We start from the raw sequence: 22,742 nt of genomic DNA, 5'->3' as shown, positions 1-22,742 counted from the left end.
TGCATGGCAATAACAATTCAAAACCAGATTACATCAACATTTTTATTGAATGGATAATTTAGACTACGGAATAGTAGGAAATTGTAGGAGTGCTGCCCTAATTTCAAAAACAGGTTCTGTTGATTGGTGCTGTTTGCCCGAATTTGATTCTTCGTCGGTCTTCGCGAAGTTGTTGGACGACAAAATCGGCGGCAGTTTTGAAATACGTGTGGCTAAGGAATATGCCATAAAGCAACGCTATAAAAAAAGCACGGCAGTACTTATTACCCGATTTTCCGATGGGGAAAACACTTTTGAGATTCATGATTTCATGCCACGCTATTATAACGAGAATGGTGGTTATCACGCACCTCCGGAATTAGCAAGACATGTGCGCCATATTAAGGGGAAGCCCAGATTTAGAGTGCACTATGACCCCAAATTGGAATATGCCCTAGGAGAGACGAAGACGTACGTGAAAAAAAACTTTGTGGTTAGCCTTACCCAAACCGAAAAGTTCGACACCATTTTCCTTTATACCTCCTTTAACAAGAATGCGGTGGTAGAAGGCAGGGAATTGGAAATAAAACAGAATGGCTATTTTCTGGTGGGGTATAATGAAAAAATATTACTGCCCAGCACCCGAAAAATCTACTTGGATTTAGAGCGTACCAAGGTGTATTGGCTTAATTGGACAAACAGGACACCTACCTATAACAAGTACAACAAACAGATTATGCGCAGCGCCATAACTTTGAAGTTGCTTAGTTATGACCGTACTGGTGCCGTACTTGCGGCTGCCACAACCTCTTTGCCCGAGACGATCGGGGAGGTACGGAATTGGGATTACCGCTTTTGTTGGATCAGGGATGCCTCTATGGTCATCAAGGTTATGGCCGATCTAGGCCACAAGAATGTAGCGCGTAGATATCTTCAGTTCATTATCGACCTGATTCCGGACAAGGATGAAAAACTGCAGATCATGTACGGCATCAACAAGGAGAAAACCTTGACGGAAAAAACCTTGGATCATTTGAGCGGTTACAAAGACTCCAAACCTGTTCGGGTGGGCAATGCCGCGTACGAGCAAAAACAAAATGACATCTACGGAATTTTAATGGATGTCATTCATGCGCAATTGGCCAAGTTCAGTACGGGCATCGAAAATGGTGAAGAGCTGTGGGGCATAACCAAAGGGATTGTATGGATTGTTTCTAGGCACTGGAAAGAGCCGGACAAAGGGATTTGGGAATTGCGCACCGAAGATCGACATTTTACCTTTTCCAAAGTCCTCTGCTGGGTGGCCATAGATAGGGCTGTTAGGGTTGCACGCATATTGAAGAAGACTCGAAAGTTAGAGGAATGGACACAATTGGAGCAGGAAATTAAAAACGACATCCATGAAAATGCTTGGAACGACGAGGTAAACGCATTTACTCAATCCTACGGTTCCACACATTTGGATGCTTCCGTACTGCTTATGGAGTCTTATGGATTTATACATGCCAAATCGCCCAAATTTGTAAGTACGGTCAAAGCTATTGAAAAGGAATTGAGCAATGACGGCCTATTGTACCGCTATAAGAACAAGGATGATTTTGGACTCCCTTCATCCTCCTTTACCATTTGTACCTTTTGGTTTATCAATAGCCTTTTCAAAATAGGGGAAGAAGAAAAGGCGGTAGCCCTTTTTGAAAAGACCCTAACTTATGGGAACCATTTAGGTCTCTTTAGCGAAGACATTGATTTTAAGACCAAAAGGCTTTTAGGGAATTTCCCCCAAGCCTATTCACATTTGGCCATGATTGAATGTGCAGTCAACTTTTCTAGAAAGAATACCGAGGAACGTATTTTGGAATCTATGAGAGAGTAGGGTTAAGGTGAACCTTCCCTGTTATTGCCACATACCTAAACAAGGTATTTCAACCTACAAAGAATTCGTGCAAAAACTCTGTTGGATGGGTTAACGTGGTATTATTCCTCCTCCTGTCCTTGCAGTAATTAATACAACTTGCGTTGATGTTAAGAACCTTAATAGGTTCAAAATCAGTTTTCCACTAAAGAAGACAAAAAATGGAAAATCGGAATCAAACCTCATGGCGCAAGAAGTTTCCAATAATAGTACGCAGCTGGAACGGACAATAAATATTCGACTTTATAGTGCGGATAGTGAGGTAGCATCCTTTGAAATGGATTTTTCCGAAAATGTATTTTTGAATGCATCTACCGATGATTCCAGTTTGTTGACCGGCGGGAAATGGAAATCCTCTTTACGCTATTTAACGGAATAGTTTTTGACCTAAAAAGTATTCCCAGATTCAAATGCAAATTAGGCAGCGCACTATTTGGGTAATTTTGAAGATTACCATCGGTTAGTCCAAGTGTTCGTTATTTTGTTTGGAGTATTCTTTGATTTTCCTCAATAATTGCCGCAAATGTTCTCGTGTCGTAAAAGGGTTCATAATGGTTGTACGCAGATATTGGACACCCCTTAGCTTGGTCTGTACAATATAGAACTCACCATCCTCCAAAAGATTTTGTCTGATGTTTTTGTTGAGTTCGTTTAGTGCCATAGTATCTAAACTAGAATCTATATAACGAAAACATACTATGTTGGATTCGGGTGGGACCGCCAATTCAAAGTGAGAATCATTTTGAAGGATTTTCCCAAATTGATGTCCCATATCATAGAGTCGTGTAACGAATTCATCAAAAATTTCTTCTCCATAGGTTTTTAACAATACATACCAATGGATGCTCATCATGGTCTTGGTACATTCAAAAGTTCGCTTGCCGGAATTATACCAATCCTCATGGTCTGTTGGTGTTAACAGGTAATCCGCCTTTTGGCTAAAAGTAGCTGTGGCGTGCCTATCATTTTTAAAGAGTAGGGCAGTAGTTATGGTGGGCATCATCATCATTTTATGACCGTCTATGACCACCGAATCCGCCTGTTGTATACCCCGTACCGTGTGCGCATACTTTTCCGAAAAAATGGCCGCTGCTCCATGAGCGCCGTCAACATGAAACCACAAATGGTTAGTGTGGGCAAATTTTCCAATGGTTTCTAGGTTATCATAAATCCCTGTTGCTGTGGAAGGAGCACTTCCAATAATGGCAAAAACAATTATTCCTTTCCGTTTGGCTCTGTCCAGATAGGACTGAAGTAAAGAAGTATCCATTTGAAAGTTTTGGGTAGTGGGGATTCTAACAATTCCTTTTTCTCCCAATCCCATTATTTTGGCCGCACGGTCTATACAATAATGTGCTTCCGAACTGACCATAATACCGAGTTGATCCTGATGTCCCTCATTCCAAACATCATGGGACACCTTTGCTTTCCTGGCTGAAAGTAGGGCTGTTAAATTGGCTAAGGTTCCCCCTGAAGTCAAAAACCCTCCCGAATCCTTATCATAACCTATTTTTTTGCAAAGTTTGTCAATGACGACACGCTCAATGGCTGATGGGGACATTCCCATTTCGTAAATGGCCATGCCGTTGTTCAACAAAGCACTTAGCATACCGGATAATGCCGTTATAGGAGCTGTAGGGCTCACCTGATGTCCAATATATTTGGGGTGGTGTACATTGGTGGTGCGGTTGAGAATCTCTGGAAAGAGCAGGGACGCATCTTCTTTGACGAGGAAGTTTTCCCAAAAATCAAGTTCGTTCTCAGGATTACTCCATGCTATAGCGTTATCTGATTTTTCTTGGATTTTATCCTCTAAATGATTTGTCAGTTCATCGATAAGCTTATGACCAAGTTCCCTGAAATCCTCCGTAGAGTAGACCGCTTTTAAAAGATTTTTGTCCATCCTTAAAAATAAAGTCTTGGTTTAAGGTAACAAAACAATGCACAAAAAACATTCTACTTCCTTTGAAACTTCCCGTATGAATTTGTAACAATTATAACTTGTTTTGTTACATTTGAAAGATAAATTAAACTTTCTCTTAATTATGAAACTTAAAATTATCGCAAGCAGTCTCTGTATAGTGGGTGTTCTATGGTCATGTGCTGAAAAAGTAGAAGAAAAACCAACTACGACCGTGGATACCCCTGAATTTGATTATGTTGTCGATCAGTTTGCGGATCTACGAATTCTACGTTACCAGATACCCGGCTTTGATGAGCTAACTTTAAAGGAAAAGCAACTGGTGTATTATCTAACACAGGCCGGCTTGGCCGGCAGGGATATCATGTGGGATCAAAACTATCGGCATAATTTACAAATTAGGAATGCGCTGGAAAGAATTTACACATTATATAAGGGTGATACGAATGCCGTAGACTGGAAGGCTTTTGAGACCTATCTTAAACGCGTTTGGTTTTCCAACGGCATTCATCACCATTATTCCAATGATAAGATTAAACCGGAATTTACTCCGGAGTATTTGACCTATTTACTTAAGGAAACGGATACCGAACTTACTGGGGAGCCTTTTGATGTAATCTTCAATGAAAAAGATAACAAGAAGGTCAATAAGAAAAAAGGTGTGGACAACGTAGCCTCTTCGGCCATTAATTTTTACGACCCCACAGTAACCGATGCCGATGTGGAATCCTTTTACGCCCAAATGGACAAAGGACCCAAGGGGGAGCCCATTGAAGTAGGTCTTAATTCCAAACTGGTAAAGGAAAACGGAAAGTTAATGGAAATGGTCTGGAAGTCCGGTGGAATGTACGGTGATGCTATTAACGAAATCATAAAATGGTTGGAAAAGGCCAAGGGCGTCGCCGAAAATGAACAACAGGCCACAACACTGGGGTTGTTGATCGAGTACTATAAAACGGGGGACCTAAGTACATGGGATGAATATGCCATTGCATGGGTCAACTCTACAAATGGCAATATCGATTGGATCAATGGTTTTGTCGAGGTATATAACGATCCAAAAGGATACAAGGGCTCTTATGAGAACATTGTTCAGATCAAGGATTTTGAGATGTCCAAACAAATGGCGGTCCTTTCTGAAAATGCGCAATGGTTCGAGGATAATTCTCCCTTAATCGAAGAACATAAAAAGGATAATGTAGTAGGTATTTCCTATAAAACAGTCAACGTAGCTGGAGAAGCGGGTGACGCTTCCCCAAGTACGCCCATTGGGGTCAACCTTCCGAACAACAATTGGATACGCCAAAAGCATGGTAGCAAATCGGTCTCTTTGGGTAATATCATTGATGCGTACAATAATGCCGGAGGGAGTGGTAGATTAAAGGAATTTGCACACGATGCAGAGGAAATTGCTCTGGAAGAGCAACATGGAAAACTGGCGGACAAGCTACATACGGCACTTCATGAAGTGATAGGCCATGCTTCCGGACAAATCAATGATGGGGTCGGTCAACCCAAGGAAACGTTGAAGAACTACGCGTCCACTATGGAAGAGGGTCGGGCTGATTTGGTCGGGCTCTATTTTTTAATGGATCCCAAACTACAGGAATTGGGTCTGGTAGCGGATTGGGAAAAAGTAGGCAAGGCCGCCTATGATGGTTACATCCGAAATGGTTTGATTACACAGCTTATCCGGATTGAACTCGGTAATGATATTGAGGAGGACCATATGGTAAATAGACAATGGGTCTCTGCCTGGGCTTTTGAAAAAGGGCAAGCGGATAACGTCATCGAAAAAGTGGAACGGGATGGTAAGACGTTTTACAATATTAATGACTATGCCAAATTGCGTAATCTTTTTGGAGAGTTGCTTAAAGAGGCACAGCGCATAAAATCTGAAGGTGATTTTAAGGCTGCCCAAGATTTGGTAGAGGGATATGGTGTAAAAGTAAATCAAGATTTGCATGCACAAGTTTTAGAGCGCAATAGACAGTTTACGTCCGCGCCTTATAGCGGATTTGTAAACCCGGTATTGGAACTGCAAACCAATGCTTCAGGCGAAATAGTAGATGTTGAGGTCAAACAGCCCAAAAGCTTCACGGATCAGATGTTGGATTATACGAAAAGGTTTGGTTTTTTGGCCAAAAACCAGAAATAACGGCAAACAATATGTCGTTATTGAGCAAAACTGAAGCCGTCCGCACTATGCGGACGGCTTTCCTCCTGTCTCACCAGAATTTAAATCTGAATTAGTCAAAGGTATATCCATTATGCTCAGCCACTACATCGGCAATTTCCGTGCGTAGAGTTGTTATGTTTGGATAATTGGTATATTTTGTAAAACGCTTAAGTCCCATAAGCATCATACGTTGTTCATCGCCTTCGGCAAAAGAGATAATGGCCTCCTTGCCTTTTTTGATAATGGTTTCGACCGCATTGTACAAATACAGTTTTGACATGGCAATTTGAGTTTTCTGAGACTCTTCCCCCGTTCGTCTGACATTTTTTTCGGTTCGCAAAACGGTGGATTCCGCCATATAAATTTCAATTAGAATATCGGCAGCGGCCAACATCAGTTGTTGGTGTTTTTCCAATTCGGGACCAAATTTTTGCACGGCACTTCCCGCAACCATTAAAAACACTTTTTTTAGTCGGGAAATCATATCCTTTTCTTCAGAAAGCAGTTCTGAAAAGTCTGGTGTCTCAAAAGATGGAATGCCCATTAATTCCTCACCTACTGCCGTTGCCGGGCCAAGCAGGTCTACGTGGCCCTTCATAGCCTTTTTTACAAGCATTCCCACAGTCAACATACGGTTAATTTCGTTAGTACCTTCATAGATTCTCGAAATTCGGGCATCACGCCAAGCCGATTCCATAGGAGTATCGGCACTGAAGCCCATACCGCCAAAAATCTGGAGACCTTCATCCGTAGTTTCCTGTAGGTCTTCGGAAACCGCGACCTTTAAAATAGAACACTCTATGGCATATTCCTCAACCCCTTTTAACTCCGCCTCCTGGTGCGAATTACCATTGGCCTCTCGCAATGCAATCCTTTCCTCTATGTTTTTTGCCGCTCTATAACTGGCCGATTCTCCAGCATAGGCATTCGTCGCCATATTCGCTATTTTGGCCTTTATCGCCCCGAAATTGATTATCGGAGTTTTAAATTGCCTACGCTCATTGGCGTATTTTACAGCTTCGGTAAGTACCCTGCGTTGGGCATCCAAACAGGCCGCAGCCAGTTTAATACGACCAATATTTAGAGCGTTCATTGCAATTTTAAATCCATTTCCCCTCTCAGAAAGCATATTCTCGATGGGAACCTTGGTATCGTTGAAAAAGACCTGTCGGGTAGAGGAGGAGTGGATACCCAATTTCTTTTCCTCATCACCAAGGGTAATCCCATTCTTTGGGTCGTTCTCTACAATGAATCCCGTAATGTATTTATCATCCTCTATTCGGGCAAAAACGATAAATAGATTACAGAAGCCTGCATTGGAAATCCACATTTTCTGTCCACTAATGGTATAATACTTTCCATCATCGGATAGTACTGCCTTGGTCTTTCCAGAATTGGCATCCGATCCGGCCCCTGGTTCTGTAAGGCAATATGCCCCGAACCATTCCCCCGAAGCCAGCTTTGGTACGTATTTTTGCTTTTGTTCCTCAGTGCCATATAATGTAATGGGCATGGTTCCGATACCGGTATGCGCACCAAAGGCCGTACTAAAGGAACCCGTTACACCTGAAATATAGTCGCAGACCAACATGGTAGAAACGAATCCCATTCCCAGGCCTTCATATTTTTCCGGTACCGCTACGCTTAGAAGGCCAAGTTCTCCTGCCTTTCGCATACATTCCTCGGTATAGGTGTAATCCTTTTTCTCAAAACGTTCCCAATGTGCCCAAAGCTCACGATCCGCAAATTCTTTGGTGCTTTCCCGCATCATTCGCTGCTCTTCGCTCAAATCTTCCAAGGTAAAAATGTCCTCATATTGGGTCTCCTTTACCAGAAATTGCCCGCCCCGTAAAATTTCCTTATTTAGTGTTTTTGTGCTCATAATTTTTCGTCTTTAGAGTAAAGAAAATAGAATAGAGAGAAGAAAAATTAGTCCAATCTATTTTGAAAACCCATCGTCATTTTTTGCCACTCTTCTATTTTACTTTCCAATTTTTTTAACGTTTCATTGTCTATATAATTTCTGTGGTATGCTACCAGTAATTGTGTTCCTAATTCGTATGAAGAACTTAAGGAATAATCAATAAAATTCTTAAAGCCTTTGTCCGTTCTTCCAGAACCTTCCGCAATATTACTTGGCATGGAAACAGAGCACCTACTTAGCTGGGAACTCAGGTCATATCTTTCATGTTTTGGAAAATGTATTAGAATATCCGAAACATCATTCGCTATTTCTAGGCCCAATTGCCATATCTTTAAATTCTTATAATTATGCCGTCTGGCCATACGTGTCTATACTCTATTTTCCTTTTTCTTTTTAAGAAAGAAACTCATAGATTCCCGCAGCTCCCTGTCCTGTACCCACGCACATGGTCACCATACCGTACTTTCCTTGCATGTCTCGTTTTCGCATTTCATCAAACAATTGAACGGAAAGTTTTGCTCCGGTACAGCCTAAGGGATGTCCAAGGGCAATAGCTCCTCCATTAACATTTACGAGTTCTGGGTTTAGATCCAATTCACGAATAACGGCAAGTGATTGTGAGGCAAAGGCTTCGTTCAATTCAATTAATTCAATATCATCCTGTTGCAATCCGGCTTGCTTCAGTGCCTTTGGAATGGCTTTTACGGGGCCAATACCCATAATGCGAGGTTCCACGCCTGCAGCTGCATAATTAACCAATCGAGCTATGGGTTCCAAATTCAATTCCTTTACCATATCCTCGTTCATAATCAGTACAAAGGCCGCTCCATCACTCATTTGGGAGGAGTTTCCTGCAGTAACACTTCCTCCAGCAGCAAAAACAGGTCGTAATTTGGCCAGTGCTTGCTTTGAAGTATCTGCACGTGGCCCCTCATCCTTATTCACGGTATAGGTTTTGGTTTCCTTTTTACCGGAAGTATTAACGTAGGTGTGCTCTACTTCAATGGGTACGATCTGATCTTGAAAACGATCTTCTGCTTGAGCCCTTAACGCCTTCTGGTGCGAATTGAAAGCAAACTCATCTTGATCTTCCCGGGACACTTTGAATTGCTCGGCAACAGCTTCCGCAGTTAATCCCATACCCCAATAATAATCCTCATTTCCTTCTTTGGCTACGGAATAATCCGGTACGGGCTTGTATCCCCCCATAGGAATATAACTCATGCTTTCCGCTCCACCGGCAATGATACAGTCGGCCATTCCGGCCTGAATCTTAGCAGTGGCGATTCCAATGGTTTCTATTCCCGATGCACAGTAGCGGTTTACGGTCACGCCGGGAACATCCTCAATTTCCAATCCCATTAAAGAAATCAATCGGGCGACGTTAAGACCTTGTTCGGCTTCCGGCATGGCGTTACCGACAATTACATCATCAATTCTTTTCTTGTCCAATTGCGGAACCTCCTTCATCATATGTTCAATGGTCTCCGCGGCCAATTCATCGGGCCGTTTAAATCGGAATACCCCTCGAGGCGCTTTGCCCACTGCAGTTCTATATGCTTTTACGATGTACGCTGTTTTGTTCATAGGCTGCTTTTGAGATAAAGGACTAAAAGAGCAAAGACAAAAGACTACTTGTCTAATCCTCCTTGAAATCCTGATATCATTTTTTGTAATTGCTGAATTTTCAGCTCTAATTCCTTGAATTTTTTATCTGATATATAGGTTTCATTGCAAGCAATGATAAGTTGTGTTTCCCATTCAAATGCCGAACCAAGGCTTACTTCCAGAAATTTGCTAAAGTGCTTGTCCGTACTTTTACTATTTCCTTCAGCAATGTTGGAAGGTATGGAGACTGCACAGCGAATCATTTGACTAGAAAGGTTGTATCTTTTAAAGTCGGGAAAGGTCCTAGCCAGATTATAAGTCTCACTAACCATTGACATCCCTTCTGTCCAAATTTTAAGTTTTCGAAAATTGTGGGTCATCTCCAGTCTTTGTTCTTTCCTCTTTTCATCCCAAGTTCTAATTCCTCAGCGGTTTCCCCGTCTTCAACATGTGCTGAATACGTTCCAAGGTCTTTCTTTCGGTACAAAGGGATAAAAATGCTTCCCTTTCCAATTCCAAAAGGTATTGTTCGGTTACATAGCTAGCTTCGGATAAATCACCACCGGCCATTACATAGGCCAATTTGTTCGCTATTTTTTTATCGTGTTCCGAAATATAGTGCCCCGCTTCCATGGAATCGGTTCCCACAAGGAACATTCCCAAAGCCTGTTTCCCCAAAACCTTTACATCTTTTCTTGGAATGGGTTGGGTGTATCCCTGTTCCGCCATTAACTGGGCATAGGTCTTTGCAGTTGCGATTTGCCTATCCTTATTAACAACAACAATGTCCTTTCCTTTTTGTAAAATACCTAGGTCATAAGCTTCATAAGCGGATGTGGATACCTTGGCCATTCCTATGGTCAAGAAATATTCCTGTAGAACATTCAGTTCCACATCATTTTTCCGGAAGGTATCCGAAGCCCTGAGCGTCATCTCCTTGCTCCCGCCACCTCCGGGAATAACGCCAACACCAAATTCTACCAAACCGATATAGGTTTCCGCCGCCGCCACCACTTTGTCCGCATGGAGCGAAAGTTCACAACCGCCACCCAAGGTCATCCCGTGTGGTGCAGAAATTGTGGGAATGGCAGAGTATCGCATGCGCATCATGGTGTCTTGGAACAATTTTATGGCCATGTTCAATTCATCATATTCCTGTTCCACGGCCATCATGAATATCATTCCAATATTGGCACCCACCGAAAAATTAGCGGCCTGATTGCCTACTACCAATCCTTGAAAATCTTTTTCGGCAAGGTCTATGGCTTTATTCAATCCGGCTATAACATCTCCCCCAATGGTATTCATCTTGGACTGGAACTCCACATTTAGGATACCATCGCCTAAGTCCTCAACTACTACACCACTATTTTTGAAGACCTCATTGGATTTGCGGATGTTATCCAGAATAATAAAGGCATCTTGCCCGGGAACTTTTTTAGCGGATTGCGAGGGAATATCATAAGCATAGGTAGCTCCTCCTTGGACCGTATAGAAGGACTTTTGCCCTGAGGCCAACATTTGATGAACCCAATCCGCCGCTTGTTGTCCTTCGGCTTTGATGAATTCCAACCCTTTTTCGATGCCGATAGCATCCCAAATTTGGAAGGGCCCTTGTTCCCAACCAAAACCGGCCTTCATGGCATCATCGATTTTATACAACTCATTTGTAATCTCGGGAATTCGATGGGATACGTAAGCGAATATCTGTCCAAAACTCTTTCGGTAAAACTCACCCGCCTTGTCCTTTCCATCTACTAAAATTGAAAATCGATCTATGACCTTATCAACTGTTTTTGTAAGTTCCAGAGTGGCAAACTTGGCACTTTTCTTGGAACGGTAGTCCATTTTATCCAAGTCCAAGGTAAGAATCTCACTTTTTCCATCTTTCCCTGATATTTTTTTATAAAACCCTTGTCCGGATTTGCTGCCCAACCACTCGTTTTGCACCATAGTGTCAATAAAGCTAGGCAACTTAAAAAGGTCATGTCGCTCGTCATCGGTACAGTTCTCATAGATACCCTGGGCTACATGGACCAAAGTGTCCAGACCTACTACATCTACGGTACGGAAGGTTGCAGATTTTGGACGGCCGATTACCGGACCGGTCAATTTATCGATTTCTTCAACGGTCATGCCCAATTCCTTTACCAGATGGAAGAGGCTCATAATACTAAAGATGCCAATACGATTTCCTATAAAAGCAGGAGTATCCTTGGCGACTACGGCGGTCTTGCCCAAAAACTTTTCACCGTAACTATTTAAGAAATCCAGTACCTCAGGTTTTGTTTTGGGCCCAGGGATAATCTCGAACAACTTTAGATAACGGGCAGGGTTGAAGAAATGGGTTCCGCAGAAATGTGCTTGGAAATCATCACTTCGACCCTCACTCATGAATTGGATAGGGATACCCGAAGTGTTGGAAGAAATGAGAGTGCCTTGGGTACGATGTTTTTCGAGGTTTTCAAATACCTGTTTTTTGATGTCCAAACGTTCCACAACTACCTCAATGATCCAATCGACGTCGGAAACTTTGGAGATATCATCTTCTAAATTTCCCGTAACGATACGTTTGGCAAATTGCTTCCGATAAATAGGAGAAGGCTTGGATTTTAAAGCAGCGTTCAAAGAATCGTTTACTAAACGATTTCGCACTACCTTATCCTCAAGGGTAAGTCCTTTGGACTTTTCCCTTTCGTTGAGCTCACGAGGTACAATATCCAACAACAGTACCTGAACACCGATATTGGCAAAGTGGCAAGCAATTCCACTTCCCATGATACCCGAACCAATAACGGCTACTTTCTTAATATGTTTATTCATAGGTTACGCCCTGTATTAATTGGTAGATTCTTCAGGATAAATTTTCTTATCTATAATTACTTGATTAATGGTATCCATAACTTCAAAAAAACATCCCAATTTCTCTTCGGAAACACTCGCATGTATTGCCTCGTTGAATCGAAGTACGGCGTTTTTTGAATCGTTTCTTTTCTCAAGTCCAAAATCTGTTAGGTGAATCAAAACACCCCTGCCATCATTGGGATTGGGTCTACGCTCGATCAATCCTTTTTCTTCCATACTTTTTAAAATACGGGATAAACTTGTGGCTTCCATACCCATTTTGGGCCCTAGGGCCGTGGAGGGAGTACCGGTTTTGGGATCTATGCTCAACAAGGTAAAACCTACCGCCATGGTGGACCCGAATTTTTTGGCTTCTTCATTATACATTCTCGCGACTGCTTGCCAAGTGGCTCGCAGCGCGTAATCTATGGTAATTTCTTTCATTGGATGGTTATTGGTTATGGGTTTTCAAAGATACAAAAATTTATTATGCATGCATAATAAAAATAGAGTTTTTTCTTGTCCAAAGAAGTTGATACTGGTTATCCGGGCAGATGAACCATTGATATGAAGACGTATTATTGAGGAACTGGGGTATACATCTTGTGATATATGATGTGATGACCATTAATCATGGCCATAAATGTTTTTGTATAGGTCTAGATATTTTTCCTTGATAATTTTTCTTCTAAGCTTCATGGTGGGGGTAAGGTGACCACTGTCAATGCCCCATACATCAGGGGTTAGTCGGAATTGTTTTACTTTTTCCCATTTTGCGAAGTTCTCATTGGCCAGATTAACTTCCTCCCCGTATCGATCCAATACCATTTTGTTTAGCACAATATCCGAATTTTCCGGAACGGTAACGTTATGTCTTTTGGCCCACTCGTGCAAAAATTCGAAATCAGGTTGAATGAGGGCGGCCGGCATTTTTTCTCCCTCGCCCACTACCATTACCTGTTCTATAAACCGGGATTGCTTCAACCTGTTCTCCAACAATTGGGGAGCAACATATTTGCCACCAGAGGTTTTGAACATCTCCTTTTTACGATCCGTTATTTTTAGAAAACCGTCTGAATCGATTTCACCAATATCCCCTGTATGAAAATAGCCATCTTTAAGCACTTCATCCGTTAGGTCCTGGTCTTTGTAATAGCCTATCATCACTTGGGGGCCTTTTACACAGATTTCGCCATCATCGGCTATTTTTACCTCGGTACGATCCAATAACTTGCCTACTGTGCCGATTCTAAATCCACCATTGCGCATATCATTTACCGAGATTACCGGAGAGGTTTCGGTGAGCCCATAACCTTCCATTACCCCAAATTCGGCAGCATTGAATATCCGCGCCAACCTGGGTTGCAATGCAGCACTTCCCGAAGCGATCAGACTTAGGTTACCTCCTAGACCTGCCTTCCATTTGCTAAATATTAGCTTTCGTGCCAAAGCCAATTTCTGTTCATACCACCATCCATTTTGCCCATAAGGCTCATATTTGAGACCTACGTCCACAGCCCAAAAAAACAGTCTTTTCTTAATACCCGACAATTCGGCCCCTTTGGCAATTATTTTATCATACACTTTTTCCAACAATCTGGGCACCGCTGTCATGACATGCGGCTCAACCTCTTTAATAAATTCACTGATTTGATCAATAGGGGCAAAATAAACCGTAACCCCGGCATATTGATAGAGGTACATCAACATACGCTCATAAATATGGCATACGGGCAAAAAACTCAGTGATTTTGCATTGCCATAATCCAAGGGCAATCGCTTAAAGCTTTCAAGCGCATTGCTTACCACATTTTCGTGGGACAACATAACCCCCTTAGCTTTTCCTGTAGTTCCAGAGGTATAGATTAAGGTGGCAAGATCCTCCGGTTTTACTGCCTCCATGTGCTTCTGCACCTCTTCCTGATTGGAATCGTCCTTGCCTAATTCCAATACTTCATTCCAGTTTTTGCAATCCGTTAGCTCATCAAACGAGTAGACTTCTTTAAGGCCGGGTACTTTATCCTTTATGGACTTTACTTTTTGGAATACCTCGGTACAGGAAACGAAGCAATAAGAAGATTCGGAATGATTAAGGACATAAGCGTAATCTTCTTCGGAAATCGTTGGATAGATGGGTACATTTTGTGCGCCCAATTGCAAGATGCCCGTATCCATTACATTCCACTCCGTACGGTTGGACATGGAAATCAGGGCAATCTTGTCATTTGGTTTAACCCCCAAACGTAGCAGGCCCCGACTAATAGCATTGGCCTTATCAATATATTCTTTAGTGGACGTTGCCACCCACTGGTCATCGTATTTGGTGACCAAACATTTTTCCATATTGTATTTTTCCAATTGATAATATGGAAAATCGAATAGTCTGGTGATGTTTTGCATAGTTAGTTTCTCCAAGGTTACTGCAAAATAGTGAAAGCCAACGGTATTTTAAAATGATATCCGCAACAAAGATGCAATTTGAATGTAGAATTCATATTCATCCGGTTACTCAAAACGGGCCATTTAGCTCAAAACCATCCATCTAAGGTAATTCCCCGTTCACCGACACATTTCTGGGATTTGTATTTCAAGTAGGAAAATACCTTAGGTATAGCTGTAATTTTAAGCTGTCTCAAATTATAAATTATGAAATACTTTTACACCTTAGCTACGTTAGTAATGTTCTTTTTATTTTCCGGAAGTCGGCAGTTAGGAGGATTTCTCCATGCACAGTCAGAACCCTTTGATTGTACTTACAATGCCTATCTTTTCCAATATAATGATATTTATGCCATAGACTTGGCATCAGGTAGCTCTTATTTGGTTAAGGAGAATGTGGTTTCGGGTTCCATAAATGGAGCCGCCTATAATTCAGCAGATGGTTTTCTGTGGGGTTATGTTTCTGGAACGGCAAAGACTATCGTAAGGATAGGTAAGAATTTTGAAACCGATCTTTATACAATACCGGAAATTCCCGTCACCAACAACAACTATGTCGGAGATATTGACCTTTATGGTCAATATTACTTCAGGGCCGGTACTTCTACATTCCATCATGTGGATTTAAATCCAGACTCCCCTAGCTATATGCAATATATCGGAAGCATGGATTTGAGCCATAGTATTAGTATACATGATTGGGCCTTCAATGCGGCGGATAACATGTTGTATACTGTGGAAAAGAAAACCAACATTTTGTATCGAATTGATGTAGAGACTGGAAATGTTGAAAATCTGGGTGTGGTGCCTATTTTGTCAGGTAATAACTATACTTACGGTGCGGTTTATTTTGATGTGGATGGTAACTTCTATGTTTCCGCTAACCAAACCGGTACGGTGTATGTGATTAGGGCTGTTCAAAATATTGTAAACGGAACCATGAACTCCAATGTTTTTGCATTTGGTCCAGCTTCCGCCAGTAATGATGGAGCTCGTTGTCCCACTGCCCCGGTTCCACAGGAAGATTGCATTAATGGTTCGGATGATGATGGTGATGGTCTGGTGGATTGTGATGACCCTTCCTGTTCCGGTGTTGCTTCCTGTCCGGTAGTTGAATTGACTTCTAGCGGAAATGATGGTGGATTGGAGAGCAATGACCGTTTGGCCAACTTGATCAGTAAAAGAAACTATCAAAGAGCGAAGGATAACTACAAGTTTGATGCACTAAGTGCAAAAAAGATAAAGAAAGCCAGTAATTACTTGCGAAAGGGTGCCTACGCCCCATCGGCAATTGAACTAAAAGCCCTTGTGCCACTTGGCATAATTGGCGAAAGCAGTACCATAGAATCTGCCCCTGAGGATTTATTGGACCTTACCAATGCAAAGGATATTTATGCTGTGGATTATCTAAATGGTTCAGAGACCATGAGTGCCTTGATGATCATCAAGACCGAAGAACAAGTATATGAGCACAGCAAATTTATATGCGATCGTTTTTTGGGAGCCCAACTATTATCAGTGTCTACGTTGCAATTAAGAGAAAAAGATTTTATAAGATCTATCATCAAACAAGCGGATGGAACCAAAGAATTTGCCTTAAGTTTCTCAGCACGGTTAAATGAACAGGATAGATTTGTTGTGGAATCGCACTGGAATATAGATAGGTATTCCCCAAATTCATCCTACTATAACTTTCAAATTTGGTCCAATTCGGTGGATGACCTATTAAAACTGGCGGATGAAATTTTGAACCTTTTGGAAGCTAACGCGCCAATTTCTGATTACAAAACTTCTGCACCTCCACCGGTATTCGTAAAGTCTGCGAAATATGAACGCGGAGCGGTACATATGAACGTGGTGAATAACAATAAAACTGAATACATCCGTTTGGAAGGTGGATTAAAGCGAAGTGAAACAAGTGAATCCGAGTCTGTTGGTCTGGAATCTGAAATAGATGGTTATATTTACCAAGTTGTGGTTGAAACCGGTAATATTTTCGATTTCGGTTTCAGAATTTCGAACGAAAATGGAGATACTCCAGACGATTTGTTTGTGGCTGATGCCCCTTGGGGATTGGATGATAGCCAAACCGGAACCCGGGTTGCCCAATACGAAGTAGTAGCCAGTACCCAAGGGTACTATGGTGAAGGGTATCCGGTTGAAAGGAACATTAATTTAAAGGCAACTACAAATTCCTATGTGGGCGTTTATAGAGCTTTGAGTCCAAGATTTGCCGCCGTGAATCTTTCTCGTTATAACAACTTAGTCTTTAATGCTACTGGTACCGGAATATTGGAAATCCAATTGATCAAGGCTGATGGCGATTTGTATACCCATGAAGTTTCTATGAGCGAAAAGACAGAAACTTTCTACTTGGGTCATGAGTTGTTCCGGAATAGTAACGGGGCAAGCACAGACTTTTCTAATTTGAAAGTAATTCAGTTTAACTTAAAAGCCAGCTCGGGAATTGCCGAACAAAAACAAATGGAACTTACCGCTGTGGAATTTACCAACGCCGGCAAACCGGCGAAGTTTATAGACGAGAACCTAAACCGTTCTATTGTAAGTCCAAATCCAGTAATAACCGACACCACCTTATATTTCTATGATGAAGGGATGGGTACTTATACATTCCAATTGTTTGACATGAATGGCAGGGCAATAGGTTCGCACCTGATGGCCGGAAACGTCCAAGCTGGTCAAAATAACATTCAAATTAGCAGAAAGGGATTGGACGCTGGTTTATACCTTTATCGTTTGGAAAGTAGTAGCAAACGAATTTGGAGTGGAAGAATACTTGTGAAATAGTGATGGTGAGACTATTTGAACGAACATAACAGCCCTGGTTAACAGGGCTGTTTTTAATTCAAGAAGCATTAAATTCTTTGATCCAGTTTTTGGCATTTATAAAAGCTTGTAACCATGGAGAAACCATGTCTTCCCTTTTCTTCGGGTAATGTGCCCAATTCCAGGGGAAGATAGAGCGCTCAATATGAGGCATGGTAACCAAATGCCGCCCCGTTTTATCACATAACATAGCAGTGTTATAATCACTTCCGTTAGGATTGGCGGGATAATTCTCATACCCATATTTTGCAACGATTTCATAGCTCGCCTCTGGAAGGGGTAGACTAAATTTACCTTCACCATGGGAAATCCACACACCCAAAGTAGCACCTTCCATATTGGAAAGCATTATGGAGCGGTTTTCCTGGATTTTAACGGAGGTGAAATTGCTCTCATGTTTGTGGGAATCGTTATAGGTCATTTTACCGTGTTTTTTCCCATGTTCCGGGTTGATCAGATCCAATTCCATAAACAACTGACAGCCATTACAAATCCCAATGGAAAGTGTGTCAGGGCGAGCAAAGAATTCTTTAAGGACGGTATTGGCCTTGTTGTTGTATTTAAAGGCCCCTGCCCATCCCTTTGCGCTGCCTAGCACATCGGAATTGGAGAAACCGCCCACAGCTCCTATAAATTGGATACCTTCTAAAGTTTCCCTGCCGCTTATTAAATCCGTCATGTGCACATCCTTTACATCAAACCCGGCCAAGTAGAGGGCGTTTGCCATTTCCCGCTCGGAGTTACTGCCTTTTTCCCTTAAGATGGCTGCTTTGGGTCTGCCTTGTGCAACAGAGCGCTCTGGCAGAATCCCTGTGAATTGATTCGGGAATTGATAATGCAACGGTTGCTTTTTATAATTTTCATAGCGCTCTTTTGCCAGTCCGCTGGCCGTCTGTTTATCATCCAATAAATAGGAGGTCTTGAACCAGGTATCCCGCAGGGAATTGACGTTCAATCCCATTTGCACAACTCCATTTTCAATGGATAGTCTGCTTTCTGAAACCACCTTTCCAATTTTGCTGAAGGTTATTCCAGCATCCCTTAGTTGTTGTTCTATAGCGCTAGAATTCTCTGGACCCAATTGGAAAACGATCCCTCCATTCTCAGAAAAGAGGAGTTTAATAGTATCGGATTCATCCAAATCTTTTAAATCTAGTTCTGCTCCCAAATCGGTATCGCTAAAGCACATTTCCAAAAGTGTGGTTATCAAACCTCCGGAGGCAACATCATGGCCTGCAAGGATTTGACCTTCTTTTATTAAAGTTTGAATTGAATTAAAAACTAATCTGAAATAGGATGCATCCTTAATGGTCGGAGCCTCTGTTCCAATAGTATTCTGTATCTGCCCAAAGGAGGAACCACCCAACTTATATTCATCTTTTGAAAGATTAATATAATATATAGGACCTCCATCTTTTTGCAAAACGGGCTCTACTACTTTGGTAATGGCATTGCAGTGTCCTGCTGCGGATATGATCACCGTTCCTGGGGCAATGACTTCCCCATCCGGATATTTCTGTTTCATAGAAAGGGAATCCTTTCCCGTTGGTACATTAATCCCTAACGCAATAGCAAAATTGGAGACGGCCCCAACGGCTTCATATAGTCTAGCGTCCTCGCCCTCATTTCTGCAGGGCCACATCCAATTGGCGGAAAGAGAAACGGAATCTAGCCCGTCCTTTAAGGGTGCCCAAATTATATTGGTCAAGGCTTCCGAAATACTGTTTTTACTTCCGGCCTCAGAATCTATTAATCCGGAAATAGGGGAGTGGCCTATACTTGTTGCTATACCTTCGGTTCCCTTAAAATCCAGTGCCATTACCCCGCAGTTGTTCAAGGGCAATTGAAGAGGCCCGGCACACTGCTGTTTGGCCACTCTACCGCCCACACAACGATCCACCTTGTTGGTCAACCAGTCCTTGCAGGCTACCGCCTCCAATTGAAGTACTTGTTCCAAATAATCATGAAAGTTCTCCAAAGTATAGGAAAGATTCGTATATTTTCTTTTTATTACTGTATCTTCCATAACAGTCTTTGGTGAACTTCCAAAAAGGGCCGTCAATTGCACGTCCATGGGTTTTTCACCTTTTACATTGGATTCGAAAGTGAATCGATGGTCACCGGTAACATCACCTACCTGATACATGGGAGAGCGCTCCCGTTCGGCTATGCGTTGTAACAAATCGATATCCTTTTGGCCAATGACCAACCCCATTCGTTCCTGGGATTCGTTACCGATAATTTCCTTGGAGGAGAGGGTAGGGTCGCCAATAGGTAATTTGTCCATGTCAATTTTACCGCCGGTATCTTCCACAAGCTCGGAAAGACAGTTTAAGTGCCCTCCAGCACCATGGTCATGAATGGAAACAATGGGGTTTTGATTACTCTCCACCATGCCTCGGATAGCATTGGATGCCCTTTTTTGCATTTCCGGATTGGAGCGTTGTACGGCATTGAGTTCTATGGCCGAACTGAATTCTCCCGTATCCGCGCTGGAAACAGCTGCACCGCCCATGCCTATGCGGTAATTATCACCGCCAAGAATAACAATTTTATCGCCTGTTTTGGGTGTTTCTTTTAAGGCCTGATCTGCCTTTCCATAGCCGATGCCTCCGGCAAGCATAATTACTTTATCAAAGCCTAGTCTTCTTTTGTCTTCCTGGTGTTCAAAAGTTAGGACAGACCCGGAAATCAAGGGTTGCCCAAATTTATTGCCGAAATCCGAAGCGCCATTAGAGGCCTTTATCAAAATATCGATAGGCGTTTGGTAGAGCCATTTACGTGCAGGAAATGCTTTCTCCCAAGGCCGATTTTCTTCCAATCTGGAGTATGCCGTCATATAAACTGCGGTTCCGGCCAAGGGGAGCGAACCTTTACCACCTGCCAACCGATCCCGTATTTCACCTCCAGATCCGGTAGCCGCTCCATTAAAGGGTTCTACAGTTGTAGGAAAGTTATGGGTTTCCGCTTTAAGGGAAATGACAGACTCAAATTCTTCCTCTTTATAGTAATCCGGTCTGTCCGCAACTTTGGGTGCAAATTGTACTACTTTGGGTCCCTTAACAAAAGCGACATTATCCTTGTAGGCCGAAACGATATCGTTTGGATTTTCCTCTGAAGTCTTTTTTATTAGTTTAAAAAGGGATGAAGGCATCTCCTTTCCATCAATGACGAAGGTGCCGTTGAATATTTTGTGTCTACAATGTTCCGAGTTTACTTGACTGAATCCGAACACCTCGGAATCTGTCAGTTTTCTTCCCATTTTTTCAGAAAGCTTTTCCAAATAGTCCACTTCTTCATCATTCAATGCAAGCCCTTCCTTTTCATTATAACTGGAAATATCACCGATTTCCAAAACGGGTTCCGGCACAATATCGATATCGAAAATATGTTGTTCCAGTCCATTGAATTTTTGGGAAAGCATGGGGTCATAATCCATGAAATCGGCTTCCACCGATTGGAATTCCTCAATGCGGACTATCCCGGAGATTCCCATATTTTGGGTGATTTCCGTGGCATTTGTACTCCAGGGAGTTACCATTGCCGCTCGGGGGCCAACAAAAAAGGCGTCAATCGACGCCATGTTTATCTTGGATTTGTCCCCGAACAACCAGGTTAATTTTTCTATATCCTTTGGAGAAAGCTCCCGTTTGGTCTGAACCGCAAAAACTTTGCCATTGACCTCGCCGAAAAAGTGAACCATTGAACTTAAACGTTGTTTGATTTAAGAAAACACAAATTTACACCTTTTTAAGCTAAGTTTTTCAGGGAAAAGTTAACAGGTTTTAGGGGAATTGTTGATTATTTTTTCTTGAGACCGGCCGGGTTTTTAAAACCCGGAGAATCTCCTTATTCTTTGCCCATCAAGGCCATATAAAACCCATCAAATCCACTTTTGGAAGCGTAGATATGCTTTTCTTCGATAAGGTTAAAGCCTTTCCCTTCTTCCGACTTTAAAAAACCGAATACTTGCTTTTCGTTTTCCTCCGGAAGAATTGAGCAGGTCACATAGGCCAATTTGCCTCCTGGCCTCACCATTTTGCTATAGCTAAAAAGTATTTCTCTTTGGGTCTTGGTAATTTTTTTTAGAAACTCTGGTTGTAATTTCCATTTTGCGTCGGGATTGCGACGCAGAACACCCAATCCTGTACAAGGTGCATCTATAAGGACGCGGTCTGCACTACCATAAAGCTTCTTAATGACCTTGGTGGAATCTATCGCCCTTGGTTCAATGTTATGGGCACCATTTCGTCGAGCACGCCTTTTCAATTCTTTTAGCTTGTTGCCATAAATATCCAGCGCAATGAGTTGTCCTTTGTTTTCCATCAATGCGGCCAAGTGCAAGGTTTTGCCCCCTGCGCCCGCACAGGCATCTACAACACGCATCCCCGGTTTTACATCCAAAAAATTTCCGACCAATTGAGAAGAGGCATCTTGGACTTCGAACCATCCATTTTTAAAAGGTTCCGAGCTAAACACATTGGTGCGTACCTGTAGCTTTAAGGCATCTGGAGATCCCTTTACGGGCTCAGTGGCAATACCGGCATCTAGAAGTTCTCTTTGCAACTTGGTTTTTGTAGTTTTAAGCGTGTTGACCCTTAAAACAACATGAGCCTGTTTGTTTAGGGCCTCTATTTCCGCGGTCCATAATTTTTCACCTAATGCATTTTCCCCAAGAGCATCCAACCAATCAGGAATGGATTCCCGGTACTTCCTGATTTTTGAGAGCTCATCAAATTTACCCTTAATACGGCGTTCCGGAGTAGGCGCGATTTGCTTCCAATCAGGCAGTTCAATTCCGCGTAATACGGCCCAAACGGCCCACATTCGAAACAAATTACTTCTGCTGTAGGGTTCCTTTATCTCAGCAATTTCCGCATAAAGACGTTTATAGCGTACTATTTCATAGGTGGTCTCCGCAATAAAACCTCTATCCCGTGAGCCCCATCTTTTGTCCCGCCTCAATGTTTTTTCAATCGCCTTGTCCGCGTACTGGCCTTTTGTGAATATTAAATCAAGGGCATCGATTACGGCAAAAACCAAGTTTCTATGCAATTTCATTCTTAAAAAATAAGGCTGCAAAGGTATT

General features: G+C 42.3%; 14 protein-coding genes. 4 read left to right on the top strand and 10 right to left on the bottom strand.

Annotated elements, in window-relative coordinates; all coding sequences use genetic code 11:
* The first annotated feature begins 49 nt into the window (after positions 1–49).
* Positions 50–1,852 carry a glycoside hydrolase family 15 protein gene (locus tag ACP2AF_RS18000; protein WP_425237528.1) on the top strand — a complete coding sequence of 601 codons (1,803 nt, stop codon included), beginning with the start codon at positions 50–52 and terminating at the stop codon, positions 1,850–1,852.
* A gap of 223 nt (positions 1,853–2,075) precedes the next feature.
* A complete protein-coding gene (locus tag ACP2AF_RS17995; protein ID WP_425237527.1) occupies positions 2,076–2,270 on the top strand; it encodes a hypothetical protein in 195 nt (64 codons plus the stop codon).
* 81 nt (positions 2,271–2,351) lie between these two features.
* Here the strand turns inward: ACP2AF_RS17995 and ACP2AF_RS17990 are convergent, their stop codons facing one another.
* Complete coding sequence (locus ACP2AF_RS17990; RefSeq protein ID WP_425237526.1) at positions 2,352–3,794, bottom strand: pyridoxal phosphate-dependent decarboxylase family protein; 1,443 nt, start codon at positions 3,792–3,794, stop codon at positions 2,352–2,354.
* A 142-nt stretch (positions 3,795–3,936) separates the two neighbouring features.
* On the opposite strand from ACP2AF_RS17990, the gene ACP2AF_RS17985 reads away from it, so the two are divergent.
* Positions 3,937–5,970 carry a dipeptidyl-peptidase 3 family protein gene (locus tag ACP2AF_RS17985; RefSeq protein WP_425237525.1) on the top strand — a complete coding sequence of 678 codons (2,034 nt, stop codon included), beginning with the start codon at positions 3,937–3,939 and terminating at the stop codon, positions 5,968–5,970.
* Positions 5,971–6,061: 91 nt separating this feature from the next.
* On the opposite strand, the gene ACP2AF_RS17980 is transcribed toward ACP2AF_RS17985, so the two are convergent.
* The 7 genes from ACP2AF_RS17980 to ACP2AF_RS17950 all read right to left on the bottom strand — a co-directional run bounded on the left by ACP2AF_RS17980 (position 6,062) and on the right by ACP2AF_RS17950 (position 14,767).
* Positions 6,062–7,873 (bottom strand): acyl-CoA dehydrogenase family protein, encoded by a 1,812-nt coding sequence (locus ACP2AF_RS17980; RefSeq protein WP_425237524.1) that lies wholly within the window; start codon positions 7,871–7,873, stop codon positions 6,062–6,064.
* Positions 7,874–7,920: 47 nt separating this feature from the next.
* On the bottom strand, positions 7,921–8,277 hold the full coding sequence (locus tag ACP2AF_RS17975) for a four helix bundle protein (protein WP_425237523.1): 357 nt from the start codon (positions 8,275–8,277) through the stop codon (positions 7,921–7,923).
* A gap of 31 nt (positions 8,278–8,308) precedes the next feature.
* A complete protein-coding gene (locus ACP2AF_RS17970; RefSeq protein WP_425237522.1) occupies positions 8,309–9,502 on the bottom strand; it encodes an acetyl-CoA C-acyltransferase in 1,194 nt (397 codons plus the stop codon).
* Positions 9,503–9,546: 44 nt separating this feature from the next.
* Positions 9,547–9,903, bottom strand: a complete 357-nt coding sequence (locus ACP2AF_RS17965; RefSeq protein ID WP_425237521.1) for a four helix bundle protein — start codon at positions 9,901–9,903, stop codon at positions 9,547–9,549.
* A 37-nt stretch (positions 9,904–9,940) separates the two neighbouring features.
* The gene (locus ACP2AF_RS17960) at positions 9,941–12,346 is read right to left on the bottom strand and encodes a 3-hydroxyacyl-CoA dehydrogenase/enoyl-CoA hydratase family protein (protein ID WP_425237520.1); all 2,406 of its coding nucleotides are present in this window, start codon (positions 12,344–12,346) and stop codon (positions 9,941–9,943) included.
* Between the two features lie 15 nt (positions 12,347–12,361).
* Positions 12,362–12,811: a MarR family winged helix-turn-helix transcriptional regulator gene (locus ACP2AF_RS17955; RefSeq protein WP_425237519.1), complete on the bottom strand. Its 450-nt coding sequence runs from the start codon at positions 12,809–12,811 to the stop codon at positions 12,362–12,364.
* Positions 12,812–12,994: 183 nt separating this feature from the next.
* A complete protein-coding gene (locus ACP2AF_RS17950; RefSeq protein WP_425237518.1) occupies positions 12,995–14,767 on the bottom strand; it encodes an AMP-dependent synthetase/ligase in 1,773 nt (590 codons plus the stop codon).
* A 246-nt stretch (positions 14,768–15,013) separates the two neighbouring features.
* Between ACP2AF_RS17950 and ACP2AF_RS17945 the strand changes: the two genes are divergently transcribed.
* Entirely contained in the window at positions 15,014–17,614 is a 2,601-nt protein-coding gene (locus ACP2AF_RS17945; RefSeq protein WP_425237517.1) for a DUF6923 family protein, read from the top strand.
* 58 nt (positions 17,615–17,672) lie between these two features.
* Here the strand turns inward: ACP2AF_RS17945 and purL are convergent, their stop codons facing one another.
* Together purL and ACP2AF_RS17935 are read right to left on the bottom strand one after the other, a co-directional pair.
* Entirely contained in the window at positions 17,673–21,356 is a 3,684-nt protein-coding gene (gene purL / locus ACP2AF_RS17940; protein WP_425237516.1) for a phosphoribosylformylglycinamidine synthase, read from the bottom strand.
* Positions 21,357–21,502: 146 nt separating this feature from the next.
* Positions 21,503–22,714, bottom strand: a complete 1,212-nt coding sequence (locus ACP2AF_RS17935; RefSeq protein ID WP_425237515.1) for an RsmB/NOP family class I SAM-dependent RNA methyltransferase — start codon at positions 22,712–22,714, stop codon at positions 21,503–21,505.
* Positions 22,715–22,742: the final 28 nt, after the last annotated feature.

The organism is Ulvibacterium sp., assembly GCF_965248315.1.
Classification (GTDB): Bacteria; Bacteroidota; Bacteroidia; order Flavobacteriales; family Flavobacteriaceae; genus Ulvibacterium.
This window is presented reverse-complemented; position numbering and strand designations above follow the sequence as displayed.